This window comes from Segatella copri (assembly GCF_026015295.1).
Taxonomy (GTDB): domain Bacteria; phylum Bacteroidota; class Bacteroidia; order Bacteroidales; family Bacteroidaceae; genus Prevotella; species Prevotella copri_C.
On sequence record NZ_JAPDUW010000001.1, the window covers coordinates 2,909,141 to 2,932,500 of the forward strand.

18 protein-coding genes (1 of these 18 cut by a window edge) are annotated in these 23,360 nt (G+C 45.2%); 8 read left to right on the plus strand and 10 right to left on the minus strand.

The window, feature by feature from the left end; all coding sequences use genetic code 11:
- The first annotated feature begins 520 nt into the window (after nucleotides 1-520).
- Nucleotides 521-1,819, plus strand: coding sequence for a hypothetical protein (locus tag ONT18_RS12270; RefSeq protein WP_264905824.1), 1,299 nt, complete (start codon nucleotides 521-523; stop codon nucleotides 1,817-1,819).
- 95 nt (nucleotides 1,820-1,914) lie between these two features.
- Here ONT18_RS12270 and ONT18_RS12275 read toward each other — a convergent pair whose 3' ends face one another.
- Nucleotides 1,915-3,876, minus strand: a complete 1,962-nt coding sequence (locus tag ONT18_RS12275) for an LTA synthase family protein (RefSeq protein WP_264905826.1) — start codon at nucleotides 3,874-3,876, stop codon at nucleotides 1,915-1,917.
- Between the two features lie 141 nt (nucleotides 3,877-4,017).
- On the opposite strand from ONT18_RS12275, the gene ONT18_RS12280 reads away from it, so the two are divergent.
- Entirely contained in the window at nucleotides 4,018-5,724 is a 1,707-nt protein-coding gene (locus ONT18_RS12280) for an ArnT family glycosyltransferase (protein WP_264905828.1), read from the plus strand.
- 114 nt (nucleotides 5,725-5,838) lie between these two features.
- Here the strand turns inward: ONT18_RS12280 and ONT18_RS12285 are convergent, their stop codons facing one another.
- Nucleotides 5,839-6,768, minus strand: a complete 930-nt coding sequence (locus ONT18_RS12285) for a glycosyltransferase family 2 protein (RefSeq protein ID WP_117693229.1) — start codon at nucleotides 6,766-6,768, stop codon at nucleotides 5,839-5,841.
- A 115-nt stretch (nucleotides 6,769-6,883) separates the two neighbouring features.
- Nucleotides 6,884-8,983 carry a helix-hairpin-helix domain-containing protein gene (locus tag ONT18_RS12290; protein ID WP_264905829.1) on the minus strand — a complete coding sequence of 700 codons (2,100 nt, stop codon included), beginning with the start codon at nucleotides 8,981-8,983 and terminating at the stop codon, nucleotides 6,884-6,886.
- A 210-nt stretch (nucleotides 8,984-9,193) separates the two neighbouring features.
- Here ONT18_RS12290 and ONT18_RS12295 point away from each other — a divergent pair, with 210 nt between their 5' ends.
- Nucleotides 9,194-9,832: a DUF4294 domain-containing protein gene (locus ONT18_RS12295; RefSeq protein WP_118066582.1), complete on the plus strand. Its 639-nt coding sequence runs from the start codon at nucleotides 9,194-9,196 to the stop codon at nucleotides 9,830-9,832.
- A gap of 286 nt (nucleotides 9,833-10,118) precedes the next feature.
- On the opposite strand, the gene ONT18_RS12300 is transcribed toward ONT18_RS12295, so the two are convergent.
- The 3 genes from ONT18_RS12300 to ONT18_RS12310 all read right to left on the minus strand — a co-directional run bounded on the left by ONT18_RS12300 (nucleotide 10,119) and on the right by ONT18_RS12310 (nucleotide 13,436).
- On the minus strand, nucleotides 10,119-11,147 hold the full coding sequence (locus tag ONT18_RS12300; RefSeq protein ID WP_264905832.1) for a M28 family peptidase: 1,029 nt from the start codon (nucleotides 11,145-11,147) through the stop codon (nucleotides 10,119-10,121).
- 4 nt (nucleotides 11,148-11,151) lie between these two features.
- The gene (locus ONT18_RS12305; RefSeq protein WP_264905834.1) at nucleotides 11,152-12,900 is read right to left on the minus strand and encodes a membrane dipeptidase; all 1,749 of its coding nucleotides are present in this window, start codon (nucleotides 12,898-12,900) and stop codon (nucleotides 11,152-11,154) included.
- A 68-nt stretch (nucleotides 12,901-12,968) separates the two neighbouring features.
- Nucleotides 12,969-13,436: an Lrp/AsnC family transcriptional regulator gene (locus ONT18_RS12310; protein WP_006848151.1), complete on the minus strand. Its 468-nt coding sequence runs from the start codon at nucleotides 13,434-13,436 to the stop codon at nucleotides 12,969-12,971.
- A gap of 1,367 nt (nucleotides 13,437-14,803) precedes the next feature.
- Here ONT18_RS12310 and ONT18_RS12320 point away from each other — a divergent pair.
- The 3 genes from ONT18_RS12320 to ONT18_RS12330 all read left to right on the plus strand — a co-directional run bounded on the left by ONT18_RS12320 (nucleotide 14,804) and on the right by ONT18_RS12330 (nucleotide 16,689).
- Entirely contained in the window at nucleotides 14,804-15,316 is a 513-nt protein-coding gene (locus ONT18_RS12320) for a hypothetical protein (RefSeq protein ID WP_022120177.1), read from the plus strand.
- Between the two features lie 31 nt (nucleotides 15,317-15,347).
- Complete coding sequence (locus ONT18_RS12325) at nucleotides 15,348-15,911, plus strand: hypothetical protein (protein ID WP_022120178.1); 564 nt, start codon at nucleotides 15,348-15,350, stop codon at nucleotides 15,909-15,911.
- A gap of 94 nt (nucleotides 15,912-16,005) precedes the next feature.
- Nucleotides 16,006-16,689: a hypothetical protein gene (locus tag ONT18_RS12330; RefSeq protein WP_118416717.1), complete on the plus strand. Its 684-nt coding sequence runs from the start codon at nucleotides 16,006-16,008 to the stop codon at nucleotides 16,687-16,689.
- 636 nt (nucleotides 16,690-17,325) lie between these two features.
- Here ONT18_RS12330 and ONT18_RS12335 read toward each other — a convergent pair.
- The 3 genes from ONT18_RS12335 to ONT18_RS12345 form a co-directional block, all read right to left on the minus strand.
- The gene (locus ONT18_RS12335) at nucleotides 17,326-18,300 is read right to left on the minus strand and encodes an FKBP-type peptidyl-prolyl cis-trans isomerase (RefSeq protein ID WP_153114344.1); all 975 of its coding nucleotides are present in this window, start codon (nucleotides 18,298-18,300) and stop codon (nucleotides 17,326-17,328) included.
- A 36-nt stretch (nucleotides 18,301-18,336) separates the two neighbouring features.
- Entirely contained in the window at nucleotides 18,337-19,212 is an 876-nt protein-coding gene (locus ONT18_RS12340) for an FKBP-type peptidyl-prolyl cis-trans isomerase (RefSeq protein ID WP_119229000.1), read from the minus strand.
- 85 nt (nucleotides 19,213-19,297) lie between these two features.
- Entirely contained in the window at nucleotides 19,298-19,900 is a 603-nt protein-coding gene (locus ONT18_RS12345; protein WP_006848156.1) for an FKBP-type peptidyl-prolyl cis-trans isomerase, read from the minus strand.
- A gap of 174 nt (nucleotides 19,901-20,074) precedes the next feature.
- Between ONT18_RS12345 and ONT18_RS12350 the strand changes: the two genes are divergently transcribed.
- Nucleotides 20,075-20,773: an SIR2 family NAD-dependent protein deacylase gene (locus tag ONT18_RS12350; protein ID WP_006848157.1), complete on the plus strand. Its 699-nt coding sequence runs from the start codon at nucleotides 20,075-20,077 to the stop codon at nucleotides 20,771-20,773.
- 107 nt (nucleotides 20,774-20,880) lie between these two features.
- Here ONT18_RS12350 and ONT18_RS12355 read toward each other — a convergent pair whose 3' ends face one another.
- Nucleotides 20,881-22,596 carry a Na/Pi cotransporter family protein gene (locus ONT18_RS12355; RefSeq protein WP_264905837.1) on the minus strand — a complete coding sequence of 572 codons (1,716 nt, stop codon included), beginning with the start codon at nucleotides 22,594-22,596 and terminating at the stop codon, nucleotides 20,881-20,883.
- 332 nt (nucleotides 22,597-22,928) lie between these two features.
- On the opposite strand from ONT18_RS12355, the gene rnr reads away from it, so the two are divergent.
- Nucleotides 22,929-23,360, plus strand: the beginning of a protein-coding gene (gene rnr / locus ONT18_RS12360) for a ribonuclease R (protein WP_022120286.1). 1,866 nt of this gene lie beyond the right edge of the window; the window shows 432 of its 2,298 coding nt (coding positions 1-432); it begins with the start codon at nucleotides 22,929-22,931; its stop codon lies beyond the right edge, outside the window.

Consider the following 23,360-nt stretch of genomic DNA (forward strand, 5'->3'; position numbering starts at 1 on the left):
CAAGGTTGTTTTAAACAAAGTTGTTTAAAACTAGCATTTTTATTACGAATTAACTAATAGTCAATGGATTACGGGTAAGACACCAAAGATTTTAACGGGAATATTTTTAAAACACGGACAAATTGAATTTGTCCGGATGGTTGTCCGGCAGGCTTATAAGTGCCAGAAAAACAACACGTTATGGCACTCCGGACAATTTGTCCGGACAAATTCAATTTGTCCGTGTTATTTTTTTATGAGAAAGGAAGAAGAAGAAAAAGGGGATTACGGATTGAGACGAGAACCTGTTATCCGAGAAGCTATAACCTGGCACCCGAGAAACTATGATTTAGCACATAAGAACCTATGTTTTCCGACCCACAAAACTATGACTTAGATTTTTTAACACAATTTGCTCCAAATGGCTGCTGAATTTCGGGCCTTATCACACGCTCAAATTTGGCGGTTACAGAAGATAGTCGTATTTTTGCCGCCGTTTACCGGATATTCCGACAAACTAACTTTTAAACATTAAATAATTATGGAGAATCAGAATTTAAGAAACATAGAGAACCTTTTAGCCGCTAAGGCAAGTACACAGCCACTTTACGAATTCCCAGTAGACCAGCTTCCACTCGGTCTTCGCGACTCGCTCTCTGGCGTAGCCGCAGAGGCACGCGTGCCTGCCCTCTTCTCTGCCCTCCCTATTGCAGCAACCTATGCTGACCGTCTGAAGGCGAAGTATTGCGACGGCAGCGATACTCCGATGGCACTCATGTCTATCATCATCGGAGAGCAGGCATCAGGTAAGGGCGTATGCCGCCGCATTGAGAACATCTGGGCGAAGAAGATGGATAAGGACGATGAGAAACCTCGTGAGGATGAAGCCTGGTACCAGCAGCACAAGGGCAAGAAGGGTGTAGTAGATCCGAAGCCTTGCATCCGTCACATTGGCGATACTATCTCGAAGTCGGCTCTGATGCGTCGTCAGCTCTGTGCCGACGGTCACACCATGTATATGTTCAGCGAGGAGCTCGGTTCGATGAAGAGCATATGGAAGGTGTTCGGCGACTACTTCCGTAAGGCGTTCGACCAGAGCGAGGTGGGTCAGGACTACATCACAGCCACCAGCGGCGTAACCCACGCCCAGCTCAACTTCTCCGGCTGCTGCACCCAGAACATCTTCCAGAAGTTCTTCACCGATGATAACATCGAGGACGGATCTTCTTCAAGAATGATGCTCGCCAAGATGCCCGATACCTCCTTCGCACCCCTCAGCCAGCACCACGGCTATACCGAGGAGGAGCAGGCAAACATCCTCAAGGCAGTAACTCTCCTTGAACGTAGTCACGGCGTAATGGAGCTGCCCCGTATGTGCGAGGAGTTCTGCCTGTGGCTCGAAGCGAAAAGACAGCTTGCCCTGGCGAATGCCGACCGTGTGATGGATGTATATCGTCGCCGTTCCGCCGTCATCGGCTTCCGTTGTGGCGTCATCTTCCACATCCTGGAACAGACCGGAGAGGAAACAGATGCCTGCATCCGTTTTGCCAAGGCTGTGGCCGACTACGTGCTCGCCATGCAGATGGAGATGTTTGGCTTGCGTCTCGACAAACAGCAGCAGGACAACGAGGCTATCCCAGTCTATAAATCTCGTAACACCCTGCTCTTCGCCCAGCTCCCTGAGCAGTTCACCCTCTTCGATGCCAGCCGTGAGCGTGGCGACGGAGCCAGTCGTGAAACTATCCGTAAGATGATAAGCCGTTGGACCAAGCGTGGTCTCTGCAAGAAGCTGAAAGGTGGCGACACCGAGATCTGGCAGAAGCTTACCCTCTCGGCATAAAGCACATCTACAATCCAGGCATATAGCCTCTTGAATCTCCTGAAACAGTTAATCCCCCATCACGCAGCCATAGCGTGGTGGGGGATTTCTGTTGTTTATTGCTGATGTCGCTCGATATATTCAGCAGCCTGGATATTCGAGAACACATAGTTCTTCAAATCCTGGAACTTAGACTCCTGCTTGGTTTCCTTCAGATTGCCATTCGGCAACACATCATAGCAGAAACTGCGGTTCATCGACGGATTATAGACGAAGCAACGCTGATGATCTCTTGCCACAATCTGGTTATCTGCCGAATAGAATACCATCGGGCGCTGCTGCTTCAGCAGATCCACGCCGAAGCCCTCGTACTCATAATTCAGATTCATCAAGCCGAAAAGCGTAGGCATTACATCCACCTGCATGCCCAAGCCCGCATACTGCTGCTGCGGAACACCTGGACCAAAGATGATGAGCGGAATGTGGTTGTAAGACTGAGGCAACTCGCCCTCGCTCTTACCCACCAGCTTGCCATGGTCTGCCTGAATCACGAATATCGTGTTCTTATACCAAGGCTCCCGGCTTGCCTTCTTCAGAAAGTCGCCTATCGCCCAGTCGGCATACTCCACAATCTGTGTTTCCTTCTCCTTGGTCTTCGGCTTGAAGAAATCAGGAATGATATATGGCGGATGATTGCTCACGGTGAGGATGGTAGCCATGAAAGGCTTGCCCGTCTTCGCCTTCTGGTTGATGGTGTTGAGGGCGTAGCCCATCTCGAAATGGTCGCTCACACCAAAACTGTTCACCACCTCGCTCTTAGGATAGTTCTCCTGAGAGAAGATGTCATCGTAGCCATTGGTCTGGAAGAAGGCCTTCATGTTGTCATACTGTGCCTCGTGGGTCATGAAAAACATGTTCTCGTAGCCATACTTCTTCAACACCGTGGCGATACCCTTGCGGCGTGGAGTTACCGTTCCCTTCATCAGGTTTCGGAACATGAGAGCAGGGAAGCTGTAGAGCGTAGCCGTCATGCCATGGTTGGTATGGATGCCGGCACTATAAAAGTGGGTGAACGCCAGGGAATGATGATAGAGCGAATCGAGCGTTGGGGTGAGCGGCTGCTGATTGCCGAATGTTCCCAACAGGTTTGCCGACATCGACTCCATCAGTATCACCACCACGTTAGGATGATTCTTCTTCGCAGGAGATTGACCCCTCTTCATCACCAGGGAATCGTTCACCACCTCACGTTTCAGAATATTCGTGCTATCCACCTTTCCCGTGATACCCAGCCACTGGCGGGTATTCGTGATAGCCTCAGCGTATGGCATGAGATGCAGCTCCTTATTCTCCTTGCGCATATCGTCGAGCGCAGAAGTGAGGAGATTGAATGCCGGATTGATGCCGAGCTGGTTGAGGAAAGAATCCTCGCAATAGTAAGCCTGGCTCACCTTGATAGGGTTATAGCCCATTCTGCCACGGATGCCGAAAAGGCAGGCGCCTATCAGAGCCAAGGAAATGAGGAAACGTGCTCCCACCAGCACTAGGTGCATATTGTCCTTAGGCAGAAGGAAGAGCCCCTCAAAGTAGCGGCGCAGACGGACGAGCGCATAGATAAACGCCCCCGTAAACACGAAATAGAGGGCGATATAGAGCCAGTAGGAAGACTCCTGCAAGAGCATGCCCGATGTGGTGGCTACATAGCCGAACCACCCGAATATACTGGAATTGATGTTCTTGAAGAAATACTGGAAATAAGGAGTATTGGCTGCCGAAGGCATGAAGGCGATGGCAAACCATGCCGCATACCAGATGTTGATGCCACGCAGCAAACGGCGATGACACCACCCCAGGCTGGCTGCTATCAGGAGCACAGCCACAGGCAATACCGAAATATAACAAGCTATGACATTGTCAAACCATACACCCTTGACAAACGCCATTACCCTACTCGCCTCTACATCTACAATCATGCCATGCAGGGCGATGAATTCTACCAATCTGAACAGAGTCATCACCAGCAATGCCAATACATGCACCGAAAGGAGATACCCAAAAGCCTTAAAATATCGTTTCATTTTTATTCTACTTTAGAAATCGGGTGCAAAGTTAATAATTATATCCCAATAAAAGCAAAATTTCTAGCCTTATTCTGTCTATAAACAAATAATTATATGTAACTTTGCAGCCAAAAATACATAATAAGACTTCGATAAGACATGAACATCAAGTACAACAAAGCCCTATGGCTCATCATCATCCTGGCTATCGTGATGATGATTCCATTCCTCGGACTCACAGATTTCAATACCAAGGGAGAGCCGCGCGAAGCGGTGGTTGCCTACACCATGCTGGAACATGGCAACTGGATTCTGCCTATCAACAACGGAGGTGATATCCCTTACAAACCGCCATTCTTCCACTGGTGCATCGCCTTCTTCAGCCTCTTCATCGGCCATGTGAATGAGTACACTTCACGCCTGCCGTCTGCCGTATCGCTGGTATTGATGACCATCGGCGGTTTCGTGTTCTATGCCAAGCGCAAGAACGCCCAGACCAGCCTCATCGCAGCCATCCTTACGCTCACCGCCTTCGAGGTGCACCGTGCGGGTATGAACTGCCGTGTAGATATGGTGAACACCGCCTTCATGGTGGGAGCCATGTATCTGCTCTACCGCTGGTGGGAGAAAGGAAAGCACCAGTTGCCTTGGCTCGCTATCCTCTGCATGAGTGGCGCTACGCTTACCAAAGGTCCTGTGGGCATCATTCTGCCTTGCTTTGTGATGGGCGTATTCATGCTTACCCAACGTGAGAACTTCTGGGGCATCGTATGGCGCATGGCTCTAACCGCCCTGCTCTCGCTCGTTATTCCTTTCTGCTGGTATTATGCAGCCTATCTGCAAGGCGGCGACGAGTTTCTGCGCCTGGTGAAGGAAGAGAACATCGACCGATTCATGGGCAAGATGGCATACGAATCGCACGAGAACCCAGCGTGGTACAACCTTCTCACGCTCATCACGGGCTGGTTGCCTTACACCTTATTATTATTGTTCTCGCTCTTCATTCTGCCATGGAAGAAGTTCTCGAAGACCCGTTTCCTTGAGAATGCGAAGAAGGCTACTCCGCTGCAGGTGTTCACCTGGCTCGCCTTCCTCCTGGTACTCTTCTTCTACTGCATCCCTAAGAGCAAGCGCAGCGTTTATCTGCTGCCATGCTATCCGTTCATGGCCTATCTCATCGCCGAATACATCGTTTGGATGATGAAGGAGAAGATGGGAGCCTTGAAGGTTTATGCCGGAGTGATTGCTTCGATAACCCTGATTCTCAATATCGCCCTGCTGGTGGTAAAAAAAGGATGGGTGCCAGAAAGTATCTTCCACGGTAAGCATGCCATAGACAATATCGCCATGCTCCATGCGCTCGAAAACAACGATTTGCTCATCCCATGCAGCATCTTTATGGTTATCACTTTGGAGGGAGTTTACCTCATCTTCCGGGCACTCAAGAAGAAGAATTCAGGCAATATTGTTTCATATACTCTTGCCACCATTGTGGGGCTCTTCCTGATGCTCGACTCCAGTCTGCAGCCACCTGTGCTCAACACGAAGGCCGATAAGCATCTGGCGCCGGTTATCGAGAAGAAGTTTGATACCAGCAAACTCTATTCTTATATGTCGGTAGATATGCTGCATTTCTTCAGCCTCAACTTCTATCTGGGCGATAAGATCCAGCAGTTTGACAAGGTATTGCCACAGGATGGCGTGCTGATGATTCCGGAAGAAGACGTGCCTGATTTCCTTGAGAAATTCGGCAAGGACTATACCTTCCAGAAGGTTTGGGAAGTAAGAAAGACGGTAGAATGGCACAACAAGGTAGGTTTCTACCGATTCGTGAAGACTAGTGCCAATATTGCACTTAACAAATGAGTAGTGATTAATTATTAGTGATTAGATACAAAAATAGCATCGGGATTATAAGTACCGATGCTATTTTTGTATCTATCAAATTGATATTCTTCTTATTTTCTTTCTTCGATAAGATTATACTCTTTCTTCGATAAAGTATCGAGGACGGCGCTTCACCTCGGTATAAATTTTGCCGATATAGACACCCGTGATGCCTACGCCCGTGGTGATGATGCCTCCGATAAACCACATGGAAACAAGCATGGAGGTCCAGCCCTGAATGGTCTTGCCCTGGAAATATTCTACCAAGGCAAAGATAATCATGATGACTGCCACCAAAGTCATCGCCAAACCCAGGAAGGTGATAAACCTAAGAGGTGCCACGGAGAACGAGGTGATGCCATCGATACTGAAGCTCAGCATCTTGGTAAACGGATACTTACTCTCACCCGCCTCGCGAGCCTTGCGGTCGTAATAGACGAATCCCTCACGGAAACCCAACTGGCGTACGATGGATCTGAGGAAGAGATTGCGCTCGGGATACTGCATCAGAGCCTTCAGGGTGCGGTTGGTCATCATGCGGAAATCGGCATGATTGTAAACCGTATCCTTATCCACACTCTGCATCAGCTTATAAAAAGCCTGGGCGGTAAAGCGTTTGAAGAAGGTATCGGTCTTGCGCTCCTTGCGCACACCATAGATGATATCCTTGCCTTCCTGCACCTGGCGCACCATATCCACGATAACATTCTCATCGTCCTGCAGGTCGGCATCGATACTTACCATCGCATCGCAATGGTCTACCGCAGCTTCCATACCTGCCCAGAGCGCATTCTGATGGCCTCGGTTATGCGACAGTTTGATGCCATGCACATACCCATGTTCCTTGGCAGCATCCGAAATCATCTGCCAAGTATGGTCACGACTGCCATCGTCGACAAGCAGCAGTTCTGTGTCGGCATCAGTCTCTTTCTTAATCTTTCTGATCAATGCCCCCAGCACATCTAAGGTCTTAGGCAGCACTTCTTCCTCGTTATAACAAGGGATAACTATCAATATCTTCATTTGTAAGCCAGTATTTATTCAGATGCAAAAGTAACTCATTTTTTCTATTTAAACAAGAAAAACGTTTAATATTTTTTATTCTTGATATATATTTCCCGTTTTTCTCCATTCTTTCTTACCATTTCCACTTTACCTGTATCTCCAGATCGGTTTGCGAAGAGCGGGAGATTTCCTGCAAACCAGAAGAGATGTGAGAACGGTCGAAATAATCGGTTGTACCCAATTTGGCGATAAGCAGCAGATGGGAACCTATCTCAGAGCGTGCCACCAAGGCGTAACGGATGCCCTCGCCGTAGTAGCTGCCGAAACTCATCTGATAGAGCAGACCAGGCTCATAAGCGTAGATACGGGAGGCGAAATCGGAAGTATGGAAATAGCCCAGGCAGCCTCTCAACGTTCCTTTCAACTGCTTCTTCCATTTCCATTCCCATCCTATATGCTCGCTCACCATATAGCCTTTACTAAGCTCATCGCCCTCATTCTTCATCGCGCTTTCTGCCTGGCTCATCGTATAGTCTAAACTGGTTTTGGCGCTCCATCGTTTTTGGGATATTGTGGCATAGAGACGCAGACGGCCGGTCGTGGTTCCCGCCTTATCCTTATAACGGAACCTTCCTCCTACCGTCAGGACCCTGGAGGGCTGGAAGAGGATATTCACCAGATTATCCCAACTCTGAGTGCTCTCCCTGGTCTGATACTTAGGCCAGGCGAAATAGGCGAAATCGCTGTAGGCTGTGATGCTCCAATGATGGGCAGGAATCCAGGTAAAGCCCAGATATACGCCGTTTTCATCCTGCACATCGCTCCCCTCGGAAAAGCTGTTGCTGAAGAGAGAATAATATCGGGCAGAATAGAACCTGTGAAGAGCCATGAGCGTGAAATGGTCGGAACAGAGATAGGAGGCTGCATTGAGCGTAGCTATGGAACCGCAATCGCCAGTTGCTGTCTCGCCAGAGAGGGTGAGGCGATGGGAGATATAACCATAGCTGATGCTGGCATTCCAGAAGGCATTCCCCTCTGGAGCAAAACGCTTGTAAAGCTGGCTTTTATTGGGCGTGAGCGGTAGGGAGAAAGAGGTATAAAAGGCTGTACCTCCGATGTGCCAGCCCTGATGCCGGTAACTGATGTTGCCTCCCACAAGTGTATTGGATGCTACCTTTTGTTTAGCAATCTCATTCACCGTGCGATGCAAACCGGTCTTCAGGATGGTCTTGATGCCCCCGCCGCCAGCAGAAAGCGTAGCATCTATCTGGCGATAAGAAAGAAAGCCGGTCAGTTCCAGGCCTTTTAATAAGGTATAGGTGGCTGCTGCGCCTTGCAGATAATTGGCTGAAGAACGGGAGGAATGACCGCGGATGATGCAGGAAGATGACCTGCCCAAGGAGGTTAAGGCAGAGAGTTTGCCGAAGCCGAAATCATTATTGAGTATCAGTCCCAATCCTGCGTTCAGTCTGTATCTGCCCAGGGTGATATTCTTCCATCTGCCCAGGTTCTTTACCTGAAGATAGAAGGAATAGAAGTCGTAACCCATCGTGTTCCTGCCTCCGAAAAATGGTTCGCCGGCATCCTGAGAAGCTACGAATCCCAGCTTGACGGAATTGCCGTAGCGAAACTGGTAGCGCAGTCCGTGCTTGTAAGGATAACCCAGATAGCCGTCGGTTCCGCTCGCATCGCCCTTGCGCTCATAAAAAGGAACCTTCAGCATGCCCATCACTTCGTGCTTGCCATACTGGGCGATGTTTTTAAGACTGGGGAAAGCCGGCTTGCTCCCGTCATCGGCCACATAGAAGAAACAACTCATCAGCTGGCGCTGGTACCAACCGATACTGCTTATCAGGGTAAGCTCGCTCATACTCTTCAGCTGGCCATAGCGGTAAATATAGAACAGGATGTCTTCTACCTGCGATGCAGTAAGAAACGGCATGCGCTCCAGTTCTTCTCTCGTTGCCGTATTCAGATTGACGGGATGCTGTGCCATCTCCTCCAAATCTTCTTCATAGTCCTGCCAGGCTACATGCTCGAAATCTTCGGATGAAGAAAGGTCGGACAACAGTTGCTGCCAAGGGGGCGAAGCGGAAAGAGAATCTTCAGGCACGGCGCCCAGTTCTGAAAGAGAGGAAGATTGGGCTTGAGCCCATGAGGCACAGAAGATTTGGGAGCTGCCTACGAGAAACAGTTTCAACAAGAGGGATGTTATGGAATGAGCATGCTTCATGTGTAGTAGGCACTTTGTTTATTAAATTAAGACAAAGTTACTGCTAAAATATGAAAAAGAGAAAGAAAAAGCCAAGAATCTTTCTCAATTTGAGAAATAATCTGTAATTTTGCGGCGTAATTAGTAACACAAAGTGGCTTACACCTCTTTATATATAGAAGAAGCTCCACGAAGAAAAGGAGCTGGACAAAGAACTTTGAGGAGATTTACATGAAACAGAAAATATGCTTTTTACTGGCGATGCTCTTCTGCATCACCCTGCAAACCATGGCGCAGACCGATGGCGACAACCCTGAAGACAGGGAGGTGGACATGGATACTCCTACCTTTGAACCGATGGTGAAGGTAGGAAAAGTGCTCCTGGATCATGACAGCGTGCAATATGTTCAGGTGAACAACGTGTACGTTTATCCGCAGCCGGTATTTAAGAACGCCAAGGAGCGAATGGCTTACAACCGTTTGGTATACAACATCAAGAAGGTGCTGCCGATAGCCAAGGAGGTAAGAAGGATTATCATCGAAACGGGTGATTATCTGGAAACGCTGCCTAACAAGAAGGCAAAGGATGCACACATGAAACTGGTGGAGAAAGGTATCAAACAGGAATATACCCCGAGAATGAAGAAACTCACCTATGCACAAGGTAAACTCTGCATCAAACTGGTGTATCGCGAATGCAATTCTTCATCCTATCATCTTATCCAAGCCTTCCTGGGTCCTATCCGTGCCGGATTCTATCAGGCATTTGCAAGCCTCTTCGGTGCCAGCCTCAACAAGAAGTACGACCCGAACGGCGTTGACAGATTAACAGAAAGAGTGGTAAGACAGGTAGAATCGGGGCAGATTTAACCAGCTCATCTTATTCAGAAAGCCCATACACTTAGGTATAAAAGCATTTCCAGTCAATAGGAATTGCTTTTATACCTAAGTTTTTTTGTTGATACAAGCAGAAGAAATCTCCGTTCATAGACATTGAACCGCCGTTCAAAGACATTGAATGTCGGTTCAAAGACACTGAACGGCGGTTCAACGTCTATGAACGAAGATTTAAACAGGCTGAAAAAAGAAATGTTCCTAAGAAAAGCAACAACTTTTCCTAGGAACATTTCCTTTTATATTCGAATGGGATGCCGACCTATTCCTCAGTATAAAGCACCTGAATCATAGTCTGGCCAACCGCCTTAAGCACATTCTTATCCAGATGAGCCATATCATCGCTCACGGTGTGCCAGGTAGGACCGAAACTGCTCTGCTGGCAGTCTGGATAATAAGCTATCACATCTACAGTAGGAATCTTAGCCTTCTCGTTGACCGGAATATGATCATCAGTAATCATTCCGCCATCGCTCTTAGGGAAGTAAGAGCCAAAACCAGCCTGACGGGCTGCAGCCCAAACCTTCTTCACGATGCCACCGGCATACTGCATAGACATGCCTTCACGATAGAACTTGGCTCCCTGTCCGCCCACCATATCGAGGAGGATTCCGAAACGAGGATTATATCCCTCAGGCTTGTTCTCGCTCCAGTACTGGGCACCCAATGCCCAAGTATCGCCATCGTCCTGAACATCAGCCCACTGAGGTGTTCCCCTGTCTTCGGTATCGAAACATACGAAATCTACGCCGATGTTAGGATTCAGCTTCTTGTCAGCCTGCAGCTGGCGGGCTATCTCCAACATGACGGCTACTCCGCTGGCGCCATCGTTGGCTGCCATTACAGGCTTGCGCCAGTTGGTACTGTCGGGGTCGTTGTCGGCCCAAGGACGGCTGTCCCAATGGGCACAGAGCAAGATGCGGGTTTCTGCCTTCGGGTTGTAATGGGCGATGATATTGGTATTCTTCAGGATGGTACCATCATAGCCCTTGAGGTCAGCCTTCTGGGTTTCTACCTCGCAACCAAACTGCTTGAACTTGCTCACAATCCATTCGCCACACTTGTCGTGCGCCTCGCTGTTCATGACGCGAGGACCGAAATCGCATTGTGCGGCACAATAAGCCAACGCCGAATCGGCATTAAAGGCAGGACCTACAGGATTCAGCTTCTCTGCTTCCTCTACTTCCTGAATTTCCGGCGAACTGGTGTTGGCATTCTTATAGCTGATAGCTCCAACTACCACTCCGGCAGCAACTACCAAGCCTAAAATTATCTTCATTTTCTTCGTCATAACATTAATGTTTAAAGTTCTGCACCTGCGTCATCACTCTGAGCCAGTTGCCTCCCCAAATCTTGACAATATCCTGCTCGCTATATTTGCAGCGCAACAGCTGGAGGGTGAAATTGATGAGTTCAGAAGAGTCGGCGAGCCCCCGGATGCCGCCGTCTCCATCAAAGTCGGTACCCAGACCTACGTGGTCGATACCCATCACATCGATGGCATGCTCAAGATGGGCGATAGCGTCCATGATGTCGGCTTCACCCTCTTTACGCAGGAATCCGTGATAGAGCGTGGTATGAGCCACACCACCCTTTGCTGCGAGGGCACGCATCTGGTCATCGGTCAGATTGCGAGGCACATCGCAGAGCGCACGGCTGCTGCTATGGCTGCAGACAATAGGCGCCTGGCTGATATCAAGAGCATCGTAGAAACTCTTCTCGCCACCATGACTCAAATCTACCATGATGCCCAGACGGTTCATCTCATGAATCACCTTCTCGCCAAAACTGCTCACACCATTATGGGTATTGCAGCCGCGGGCACTATCGCAGATATCATTATCACCATTATGGCAGAGCGTGATATAAACGATGCCGCGCTGGGCGAAATGCTTCACGTTACTGATATCGTGCTCCAGGGCGAGACCGTTCTCGATGCCGAGCATGATGCTCTTTCTGCCCTTCCGCTTATCGCTATAAAGATCGGCAGGAGTGCGGGCTATGCTGAGATACTGACTGTTCTTGCTCACAATCTCTTCTATCTTGTCGAAGATGAGGTCGGCATACTGCGCAGGTCCCTTTACATCGAAAGCCACCTTGCTGCTGAAGCTCTCGCCTATCTGAGGCTGTGGCAGGTAAGCTACCATCGTGGTAGCATCCTGATGACCATCGGTCATCTTATGGAGATCAACCAGGATGCGGGAATCGCGATGATCAAACTTGATGCCCTGAGGGAAGAACATCGGAGTATCACAATGGGTATCGAGCGTAAGGATGCGCTTATGCAACTGCTTGGCTGCATAAAAGTTGTTAGCCTGATTAACCAGCCATTGGAAAATCTTCAATCCTTCTTCTTCCAGCCATTCCGGATGCCATTGCACACCGAGAATCTGCTTATACTCGCTACTCTCTACAGCCTCTATAATATGGTCGGAAGATTTGGCGATGGTGCGCAGATGCTTGCCAGGCTCGCTTACCGCCTGATGGTGGAACGAGTTGACAAAGATCTTCTCCTTATTATATATATTATATAAGGTGGAATCTTTCTTGATTTCTACGATGTGGGTAGGTTCGGTACGGTCGGCATCCTGGCTGTGCTTTACCAGCTGCTTGATATCCTGACACACCTTTCCACCCAGCGCAATGGCGAGGGTCTGGATGCCCCGGCAGATGCCAAGCATCGGAATCTGGCGGTTGAAAGCCAATCGGGTAATCATCAGTTCGGCAGCATCACGTTCCTGATTGATGTTGTGAAGACGGGGAGAAGGCTCTTCGCCCATCCACAGCGGATTATGGTCGCCGCCACCCGTCAGAATCAATCCATCAAGATGCTCCAGGGTATTGACGATGACCTGAGCATCGGCAACAGGAGGAATAATGACCGGCGTACCGCCAGCCGCTATTACCTGCTTATAATAACGGTCGCGAAGCGTAGCATCGATACCTTCATAATTGGCAGTAAGGCCAATTACAGGCTGATGCTTCGCTTCGGGAAATCTAGAGTATGCATCCTGGAGATGCGACTCTAAGTCAAATGTTTCCATTTGTTTATCTTTCAATAAATAATGATTCAAGATCTTCTAAAAATCGTACTCAGGTATGGAGACTCTTATTAATCTTCATCCAGAAGTACAGGAATCTCACGCTTGATGCTCTGCTCAAGAGAGATAAGCGTTTCGGTAGAAACCACACCAGGGATAGCCTGAAGCTTATTATTGAGCAAATCCATGAGCTGCTCGTTGTCGCGGGCATAAAGCTTAATCAGCATGGTGTATGAACCGGTTGTAAAGTGGCACTCTACGATTTCAGGAATGTTCTGCAAGCGCTCTACCACCTTTTTATACATATTACCGCGCTCCAAGTTCAAACCTACATAAGTGCAGGTAGAATAACCCAGGCTTTTAGGGTTTACATCAAAACCGCTACCGGTGATGAAACCATCCTCCATCAAGTGCTGAACACGCTGATGGATGGCAGCACGAGACACGCCACATTCTGCGGCTACGTCTTTGAAAGGAATACGGGCATTCTTGGAAAGGATGCCGAGAATCTTTCTGTCTAGATTGTCTATTTTCTCCATTTCGTTTTGTTTTATATTATTCTATTTATAAGGTACTTTTCTATACCAGATAGCAAAATTAATAAAATCTATTGATATAAACAACAAAAAGCACGATTATTTTGCAATTTTCGTGCTTTTTGATAGTATTTATACGAATTTTAACAGAAAAAATCGCTTTTATGGCATAGAAATTAAAAACAAAAGAAGCATGATTTTCAAGAGATCCCTTGGTGGACTCTCACTTTAAATTTCAATAGATTGCCCTTTTCTCTTCAGATGCATTGATTAAACAAGAGGCAAAGACTCTAAAAATATTCAATTAAGGGAAGTTGTAAATACTATATGAACGATTTGTCTTTTAAAAATTATCTCTACGCTGGAGTCGGGTATCTTTTGAAGAATCTCATATTTATAGACCTGTTACGTCATGGATTATGATGTATATGTAAGTAACATAAAGGAAAAAGAGGTGGATTTTGTCGCCATCAAGAATGATTGAACCATCTATGTACAAGCCACCTATATGCTTGTTGGTGAGCAGACAATAGAGCAAGAATATGCTCCGTTAGAGTGTATTGCTGATAACTATGAAAAAGTTGTGGTATCGCTTGACGACCTCCAACAGCCTTCCCGCAATGGCATTAGCATGTATTTCTGTATTTTCAACGGAATCTGATTTGTGTGTAAATTTTGAAAATATGAATAATGGAAATAATGTACTGAATAAAACCATATTATCAGAAAAATAATAGAAATATTTTCCAAAAATCATCTTTTTAACCTATATTTTAGCAAAAATATCTTAATTTATTTGGTGGTTTCATAAATTAGATTTAATTTTGAAGCGGTTTTCATAAAATTTGCAGTTGCATATAACATTATGAGTGGAGACTCATTACTAAAAATGTTTCTTGTACTGCAATACCTACGCCGATTAGATGCTCTCGCATTACATTATTGTAGGTGGGACTGCATAGGCAAGGGTGCCAAATCAGAGGTAATGAGAGCCACTATTTATGGGAAGCGTTTATCATGCGCTTTGTAACTTGACGTCTTGAAATTCTCGCAAAGTTTCAAAATGATTCAGTCACGTAACAAGGCAACGATAGATGCTCATGGGATGTTTTTATAATACCCCTAATATCATTCTGTGCATCTTATATAATATAAGGTGTACAAGTTTGGTATATTGGGATAATTATATCAACTATCGGCGTGGGTTTCTGTTCGTTGCTCGTTCTTGACTGGATGGGCAATGCGAGAAGCCTCAAGACGTAGGACGAGTGACAAGATCAGACTCCTGCGCTTTTTCGTTTATAGTCAAAAACTTTTCATGTAACTTATATTGCCGATGCTTGGGAGTCAATAGGCTATGTTAAACATATATGAAAAAGATTGCGTTTACTCTTTTATTATTAGCAGGTAGTATTGCCTCAATGCATGCACAGGCTAAATTTGAGCATGCACAAACACGTATCCAAGAGGGTATGTCAGAGTTCTTTGTACGTCCAATGGTAGCTGAGCTCCAGATGATAAACAAAGATTGTCAAGAATGGTCATTTAATATCTTCCCTGGAGTTTCTCTTTCTGAGATTAGTACAGCAATGCTTGAGAATGCAAAAGCTAATGCTGCTTTCAAAGCTGCAAAACTTGCAGGTGCAGATATTATTCTTGGTGCAACTTTTTATGTTATCAATAATGAGAAGGCCAAAGGCTTAGATGTTACTGTGCGTGGTTATCCTGCTAAGTATGTGAGATTCCATAATTATGGCGAAGGTCAGTTGGGTACAGATGACTCCAAGTGGATTGACCCTTTACAGAATGGTGCCCGCATACGTGCTATATCTGTTGATAATAAGCAGAACAAAGCTGTTGGCAATGAGAATCGAAATAAGTAAACATAAATATTAATTCTAAAATTATAACACAATGAAAAAGTTATTATTATTGGCTATTGCCACTATCATGAGTCTTGGTGCTTCTGCCCAGCTCATCACATCAAACACAGTTACTTACAAAAAAAGTAGTGGTTACAACCGCATCGGTGTATCATACAACTCAATTAGTTCAAATGCAGAAGGTTCAGAATCTGTCAGTGGTGTTTCTTTAGCTTGGACTAAGGGCATCTCTGTAGCCAAAGATATTCCTCTGTTTGTAGAAACTGGTCTTGGTGCAACTTACGCTTTTGATGATTTAAGTGCTGTGATTGCAACAATTCCCTTGAACGTAACTTACAAGTGGCCTGTAACAGAGAGTGTCAAGATTGCCCCTTTAGCAGGTCTTACATTTAATGGAAACATCACATCTGACGTTGATGATATGAAGTTCTTTACTCTTGGCTGGCAAGCTGGAGTCAATGTTGAATTGGGTAAATTCTACGTAGGTCTATCTTATGGTGGAGGGTTGACCGATTTTGTTAAGTATGAAGATGATTACGAATCATACAATTACAAATTGAACAATTTTGCAGCAACAATCGGTCTTGTATTCTAACAAATGCATAAGTTTTAGATAGGGTCTGCCTAATATCTGTTACAATGACGGATATTGGGCAGATTGTTTGTTTAATAATTTAAGAGTTGAATATATGAAAACTGTGATTTTGGCAGTGCTGATGATACTATCTGCTACTATTACCCATGCACAAGATAACTACTCGTTGACAAAAGAAGGGAATAGTTATATTTGCAAAGGTTCCAAGCCATGTAAAATTGATGAGCGAACAACCTTTGGTAGTGCAGCTCTCTGGGCTATGGAGAAATCCAGCAACGTAGTTGAAAACACACTAAAATGTGATCCCCAAAAATTAGTGCTAAGTGTTGGTTGTAATATTGCTGAAAACGAAAACTCTGATAAGGTTTATACTTTTCAACTTAATATTGCTGTGAATAAGGGCAAAATAGAGTTTCTCATAAAAGACGTTAAATGTGCCCCAAAGGGTGTCTTAGCGGTTTTTAAGACTATGTCTTTTGACAAAATAAACTTAGAGAAAAAGCCCCAATACAAAGAATATATAGAGAAGTTTTCTGTTTTATGCAATCACTTTATCCAACAAACGATGCATGAAATTCTTGATTCAAAAGTAGAATTGTCTCATTGGGAAGCTATCGTTTCAGGCCAAGTAGTGAAAGGTATGAATCCAAAAGAGGTTATATTAGCAAAGGGTAAACCACTTACCATTACAGAAAACTCGCAACGTATTATGTGGTCGTATGATTCTGGCACCATTGTTATGATAGAAAACGGAATTGTAAGCGGAGTTATTAATTAAAAACTTGCGAAAGTAAATGCTACAAGATCAAGGATAGGTAAAAATAAAAGTCTCTACCTATCCTTGTTATTATGTAACGGTTTAAAATAACAAGGTACAATTTAGTGTCCTTTTTATGAAGCAGCACATAGTTAAAGGATAGAGTTTTAAACTCTTCCTTTATCTCATATTTACTGTAAATTACTTTTATCATAAAGGCCAGTTCTCAATAGAAGCGCAAGTATAAACTTTAAGAAAGCGCTTTATTAAGGTCTAATGATGCGCATCGTTAGATCATGCAGATTATCTACAAGTTATATCCTTGAAAATCAGCAAATTTTTAAACGAAAAAGAATCCACCAAAAACACATAACGTATTCCCTTGGTGGATTCTCACTTAAAACTTATATATAGGTAAAACCTTGACCGTATATCCATTTTTTCAATGGCAAAAAAACTATTGAAATGTTAAAAACCTTGGCATTTTACTACTTTTAGTAGAATCTACCATAGGAGAAAGCGACAATACGCCACCCATCTTGCGTATTGATACCCGAAAGAACTTCCTCGTGAAAAAGAGCCAAAGATAACACTCTATCCTTGGCTCTTACCTTATTATATTTTAGTAGTAATTACTTAATGAAATGAATTTCGTAATTACTTTCTCTTTCTGGAAGCAGCTTTCTTGCCGTTTGACTTGGCAGAAGCCTTAGCCACCTTCTTCTCTGCACCTACGGCTACATCTTCCTTCAACTCGCCAGCAGGCTCAGCCTTAACCTCTGGCTTTACGATGCTAACCAGCTCAAGATCGAACACCAAAGTAGAGTATGGAGGAATCTGACCAGCCTGACGCTCGCCGTAAGCCAACTCGTAAGGAATGTAAACCTGCCACTTACTGCCCACAGGCATCAGAGTAAGCGCCTCGGTCCAACCCTTGATCAAGCCATTGGCACGGAACTTATCTGTCTTGCTGCCACCATGCTTGGATGTAGCATCAAAAACGGTACCATCAATCAGACGACCCTCGTAGATAACTTCTACCTCATCGCTTGCCTTAGGCACCTCGCCATGACCTTCGGTAATCACCTTATACTGCAAACCGCTAGGCAACACCTTTACACCAGGTTTCTTGGCATTAGCAGCAAGGAACTTCTCGCCGGCACCAGCCAAAGCTTCCTTCTGGAAATCGGCAGCAGCCTTAGAGGTAAAGAATGTTGTATCATTAGCCAAAGCTGCGATAAAACCATTCTGGAACATAGCATGGCTGATAGAATCGCCTGTACTCTTCAACTCTTCCTTTGTGCCAGGATATACACGCTTCTCTACCAGTTTGGCAACCTCCATACCTGCAGAATAAGCTACGGTCTTAGGATTGATTCCCATGGCAAGCGCATCCTTGTAACCACGAAGGAAATTCTCCATATAGGCAGTATCTACCTGAAAACTCTGCTGGATATAAGGAATCAGACCACGAGTGGCATTCATACCAGCTACATAACTCAAAGAATCGGCTGATGATTTCAACTCAACAAGAGTAGCCGCCTTCTTAACCTTCTTCTTGCTTGCAGCACTAGCTGTAAACAAAGAAGCACCCGCCACGAGGACGAGTGCTGTCATTAATATTTTCTTCATTTATAAGTCCTCTATAAAAATGAGTTCCCACAAAAATTACTTGCCACCAACTGAAATCAACTCAATCTTGAAGATCAATACAGAGAATGGCTTGATCTGACCCTGCTCGCGCTCACCGTAAGCCAACTGCTGAGGAATGTAAACCTCCCAAACAGAACCTGCTGGCATGTGAACCAAAGCATCAGTCCAACCCTTGATAACCTGGTTAGCACGGAGATCTACGGCCTGACCACGCTTGAAAGAAGAATCGAATACCTTGCCGTCGATTGTCTTACCCTCGTAGTTAACCTTAACCATAGAAGTATCCTTTGGCATAGGGCCGTTACCCTCCTTGATTACCTTGTACTGAACACCTGAAGGCAGAGTAACAACTCCTGGCTTCTTCTTGTTGGCAGCGAGGAACTTCTCACCAGCAACCTTGTTAGGACCATATTCCTTCTCCATGTTCTTAGCCTTGATAGCCATCATCTTAGCCTGAGCTATCTGAGCAGCCTGCTCAACAGTCATCAAGCCCTTCTTGCCTGTAGTACCTGTGATGAAACCAGCCATGAAGTTCTTCAGAGAGATAGACTTTGTAGAATCCTCACCGAATACCTCGTGGTTGATGCCCTTAACCATCTGGTTAGAGATCTGCTGACCAATCTGGATACCTGCATAGTAAGCAGCCTTCTTCTTGTCGTCACCAGCGTTGGCACCATCGTTAAGACCCTTGATGAAATCATCCATGTAAGCAGTATCAACGCCCATGCGCTCTACCAAAAACTCCTTCAGACCCTGAGTCTGAGACATACCCATAGCATAGCTCATAGTATCTACATCAGTCTTGAGATCTGCCTTAGGAGTAGAATTGCCACAACCTACGAATGTAGCAGCAGCACAAGCCACGAGGGCTCCGAAAAATAACTTTTTCATTTCCTTATTTATATTTTAAATCTTTATTTTTATCTATTATATTCCAGGATTGCCTTTACTTCGTTTAAATATATCTACTAACAGATTACTTAACGGCAACGAGCTCAACATCGAAAATCAAGGCTGAGAATGGAGGGATAGATGCACCTGCACCACGCTCGCCATAACCCAACTGATAAGGGATGAAGAAACGGAACTTGGCACCCTCGGTCATGAGCTGAAGACCCTCTGTCCAACCAGCGATAACCTGGTTCAATGGGAAGGTAGCAGTCTGACCACGGTCGTAAGAACTGTCAAACTTAGTACCGTCGATAAGCGTTCCCTCATAGTGGCACTCAACCTGATCGGTAGCCTTAGGAGCCTTGCCATTACCTTCACGCAAAACCTGATACTGCAAACCGCTCTTAGTAGTGATGATACCATCCTTCTTGCCGTTCTCGGCGAGGAACTTCTCACCAGCTTCCTTAGCAACCTTGCCCTTCTCGGCAGCAGCAGCCTGAGCCTTAGCCTCCTGCTCTGCAAAGAAGTTCTGTACCAACTCCTGAGCTTCCTGCTCGCCGAGCTGAAGCTTACCGGCGATGGCATCCTTTACAGCCTGTGCAAAATCATCAATATTCAAACTCTCTGCACCCATAGAAGCCAACTGGCGACCGATGCCGATGCCCAAAGCATAACTTACTTTATCCATAAAATCTATTTATAATAATGTATTAATAATCTTAAAATGTACTTTTTGTCCTTAAAACGAGTGCAAAGATAACATTTTTCTCGCTTAAAACGATGTTATTTGCAGAAAAATTGCTAAATTTGTGCATTCTTAATAAAAAGATTAAGAAAATATGAATAATTAAAACGTGATAAGATGAAGAAACTCGTATTTTTAACCGGTGCAGGCATGTCTGTGGAGAGTGGTTTCAAAACTTTCCGTGGCAATGATGGATTATGGGAAAACTATCCTGTAGAACAGATAGCTACCCATGAGGGATGGGAAGCTGACCCTACCCTAGTAACAAACTTCTATAATATGTTGCGCCATAAACTCTATGCTGCGCAACCTAACGAGGGACATAAACTTATCAAGGAGCTGGAAAAAGACTTCGATGTGACGGTAATCACCCAGAATGTAGATAATCTGCATGAGAAGGCAGGTTCCAAGAATGTAATCCATCTGCATGGCGAACTGTCAAAGGTTTGCTCATCACGCGACCCTTACGACTATCGCTACATCAAGGAATTACCTGAGGATGACTGCGAGGTAAAGCCGGGAACCGAAGCTGGAGATGGAAGCCTGTTGCGCCCATTTATCGTTTTCTTCGGCGAAAGCGTTCCTATGATTGAGCCGGCAGCCGAAGCTGTACAGCAAGCCGATATCTTCGTCATTATCGGAACCTCACTCAACGTTTATCCTGCTGCAGGTCTGATTTCATATACCAAGCCTCACATTCCTATCTATCTGATAGACCCGGGTGCCGTAAACACCAATGGATATTACAAGATAGAGCACATCATGAAAGGGGCTTCAGATGGTATGAAAGAACTGAAGGAAATATTGGAAAAATAAAAACATTCAGAATATATAAACAACAAAAGCAAACGGAGAAGCGCCCATTGATGCTTCCCCGTTTGCTTTTATTACTTTTATTTTCTTTCTATCAATAACATTCTGCATTACACAGCCTCAGATGTTCTGACTCCCATGCGAGCCTCGGCGACATTAACCACATAATCACCCAGTTTTTCGCATTCCTGAATGATATCCATATACAATGTACCTACACCATAGGTATAAAGATGGTTATCCACATCATCCAGGTTCTGGTTTCTCAACTGAGTACGATAATTATTAATCTCAGTCTCGATATTGTACGTATGGTTGAGATTGATAGAATGGCGTTCATGAGCAAACATATAGTTCATCTGAGCCAGCGCCTCATCTACCAACTTAAACATCTGATGAATGTTTTCACTCTGCTTGGCAGTAAACTCCTCCTTGTTTTCACCCTTGCGCTTAATGGTGCGGGCAAGATTAAAGCAACTGTCACCAATACTCTCGATTTCAGAAATCTCACGCAACATCGCACGGATCTTCGCCTTGGTATCATCACTCAGATGAGCATCGCTCACCTGATCAAGATACTTGGCAATCTCAATCTCCATATTATCAGAAATACCCTCATACTTCTCGATACGCTCATAGAGTTTGTCGAAAGTCTTGGAATCCTGAGTTTCCAGCAACTCTCTCACCATACTAAACATACGATGGATACGCTCGCCGAAACTGCCGATTTCCTGCTGTGCCTCGAAGACAGAAAGTTCTGGGGTCTTCATGATGCCAGCCTGGATAAAGCGCAAACGGAAATCTTCATCCTCCTTATCTGCCTTAGGCTTGATAAGTTTGCAGACAACTTTTTCCAACTGTGGGATAAACCAAATCAGAACGCCCGTGTTACAAACATTGAAACAGGTATGGAACATCGCCAGGACAATTGGCAACAACTTCGTCTTCTGTGCCGCAGACATACCACCATCAGGATCATACCCCACGATAGAGCAAACGAAATCTACAAATGGATAGAACAGGCAGAGAACCCAGATTACACCAAAGACATTGAATACCAGATGGGCCAAGGCTGCACGACGAGCCTGGGCATTGGCACCCAAAGCGGCAAGATTGGCTGTAGCGGTAGTTCCGATATTCTCACCCATCACCAAGGCTATGCCCAGATAGATAGGAAGTACGCCTGTAGAACAGAGTAAGATAGTGATAGCCATCACAGCTGCCGAACTCTGTACGATACAGGTTATAAGTGTACCTATCAGGAGGAAGACTACAATCGTAAAATGACTCTTCGTATCAAAAGATCCAAAGAAATCGATAACCGCCGGATTATGTTCCAGATCGAGAGCCTTACCCGCACTACTCAACAGAACGAGCGAGAAGAAGAGGAAGGCGATACCAAAAAGGAAATCTCCGAAATAACGGCGCTTCTTACTATAAATCAGCATAATGCCGAGGAAGAACGCAGGGAATACGACAATCGTTAAATCTACATTATAACCCAGCGACATAATCCAAGCCGTAAACGTGGTACCAATGTTGGCACCCATAATAACGGAAATTGCTTGGGCTAAAGTCAGCAAACCTGCATTTACAAAAGAAACCGTCATAACGGTAGTTGCAGAGGAGCTCTGAACGGCACAGGTAATAAAGGTACCTGTAAGCATTCCCGTAAATCGATTGGTTGTCATAGCGCCCAAAATGTGGCGCAACTGAGATCCTGCCATCTTCTGCAAGGCCTCACTCATCACCTTCATACCATAGATGAGCAAAGCTAAAGAACCGAGAATCTGAAAAAAAATCACAAGATATTGACTTGTATCCATATTCATTTGTATTTGTGGAAATGTTTGTTACGTTTCGGTTGCAAATATAATAAGAATTTCCGTTATTACGAAATATTTGTTACCGATATTTCAAGTTGTAACAGTATTGTAACATCCAAGACCCCCTAAACACAATTTTGGAAGAACTACATTTACGAACAGATAAAAAGAATCAATAAGCTATATTCTGCTCTGAAATACGAAAAATGAAGACATATTATGGTCCGTTTTGCCTCATATTTAATAAAAAACGAAAAAAGATGCCAAGAAACTTTGTTTTCTCCTTTTTTTTTTGTTTCTTTGCCTTATAAAACTAATAATAGTCATAATTTATGGGAAAAGGTAAAAAAGGTGGCAAAAGAATGAACAAAGCGCAGCTCACTGAGATGCTGCAGGAATTCTTTGCCGAAAGACCGGGCGAAACGCTCAGCTTTAAAGAGATATTCCGTTCCCTCCATCTTACGACGCATCCGCTCAAGATGCTGGCGATTGACATTATGGAGGAAATGGCATGGGATGACTACCTGGCTAAGGTAAGTGATAATTCTTATCGCCTGAATCAAAGCATACAGGTGATGGAAGGTAAATTCGTTAGGAAGGCAAATGGCAAAAACTCTGTTATCCCTGATGATAGCGAGAAGCCTATTTTCGTTTCTGAACGTAATTCGATGGGAGCACTTAATGGCGACAGGGTGGAATTCACCTTCCTGGCTCGTCGTAAGAATCACATCAAGGAGGCACAGGTCAACAAAATCCTTGAACGC

Coding starts and splice junctions, on each gene's coding strand:
- ONT18_RS12345 (WP_006848156.1), bottom strand. CDS start 19,900: ATGGATAAAGTAAGTTATGCTTTGGGCATCGGCATCGGTCGCCAGTTG.
- ONT18_RS12340 (WP_119229000.1), bottom strand. CDS start 19,212: ATGAAAAAGTTATTTTTCGGAGCCCTCGTGGCTTGTGCTGCTGCTACA.
- ONT18_RS12350 (WP_006848157.1), top strand. CDS start 20,075: ATGAAGAAACTCGTATTTTTAACCGGTGCAGGCATGTCTGTGGAGAGT.
- ONT18_RS12330 (WP_118416717.1), top strand. CDS start 16,006: ATGAAAACTGTGATTTTGGCAGTGCTGATGATACTATCTGCTACTATT.
- ONT18_RS12305 (WP_264905834.1), bottom strand. CDS start 12,900: ATGGAAACATTTGACTTAGAGTCGCATCTCCAGGATGCATACTCTAGA.
- ONT18_RS12300 (WP_264905832.1), bottom strand. CDS start 11,147: ATGACGAAGAAAATGAAGATAATTTTAGGCTTGGTAGTTGCTGCCGGA.
- ONT18_RS12320 (WP_022120177.1), top strand. CDS start 14,804: ATGAAAAAGATTGCGTTTACTCTTTTATTATTAGCAGGTAGTATTGCC.
- ONT18_RS12280 (WP_264905828.1), top strand. CDS start 4,018: ATGAACATCAAGTACAACAAAGCCCTATGGCTCATCATCATCCTGGCT.
- ONT18_RS12355 (WP_264905837.1), bottom strand. CDS start 22,596: ATGGATACAAGTCAATATCTTGTGATTTTTTTTCAGATTCTCGGTTCT.
- ONT18_RS12325 (WP_022120178.1), top strand. CDS start 15,348: ATGAAAAAGTTATTATTATTGGCTATTGCCACTATCATGAGTCTTGGT.
- ONT18_RS12290 (WP_264905829.1), bottom strand. CDS start 8,983: ATGAAGCATGCTCATTCCATAACATCCCTCTTGTTGAAACTGTTTCTC.
- ONT18_RS12295 (WP_118066582.1), top strand. CDS start 9,194: ATGAAACAGAAAATATGCTTTTTACTGGCGATGCTCTTCTGCATCACC.
- ONT18_RS12270 (WP_264905824.1), top strand. CDS start 521: ATGGAGAATCAGAATTTAAGAAACATAGAGAACCTTTTAGCCGCTAAG.
- ONT18_RS12335 (WP_153114344.1), bottom strand. CDS start 18,300: ATGAAGAAAATATTAATGACAGCACTCGTCCTCGTGGCGGGTGCTTCT.
- ONT18_RS12310 (WP_006848151.1), bottom strand. CDS start 13,436: ATGGAGAAAATAGACAATCTAGACAGAAAGATTCTCGGCATCCTTTCC.
- ONT18_RS12275 (WP_264905826.1), bottom strand. CDS start 3,876: ATGAAACGATATTTTAAGGCTTTTGGGTATCTCCTTTCGGTGCATGTA.
- ONT18_RS12285 (WP_117693229.1), bottom strand. CDS start 6,768: ATGAAGATATTGATAGTTATCCCTTGTTATAACGAGGAAGAAGTGCTG.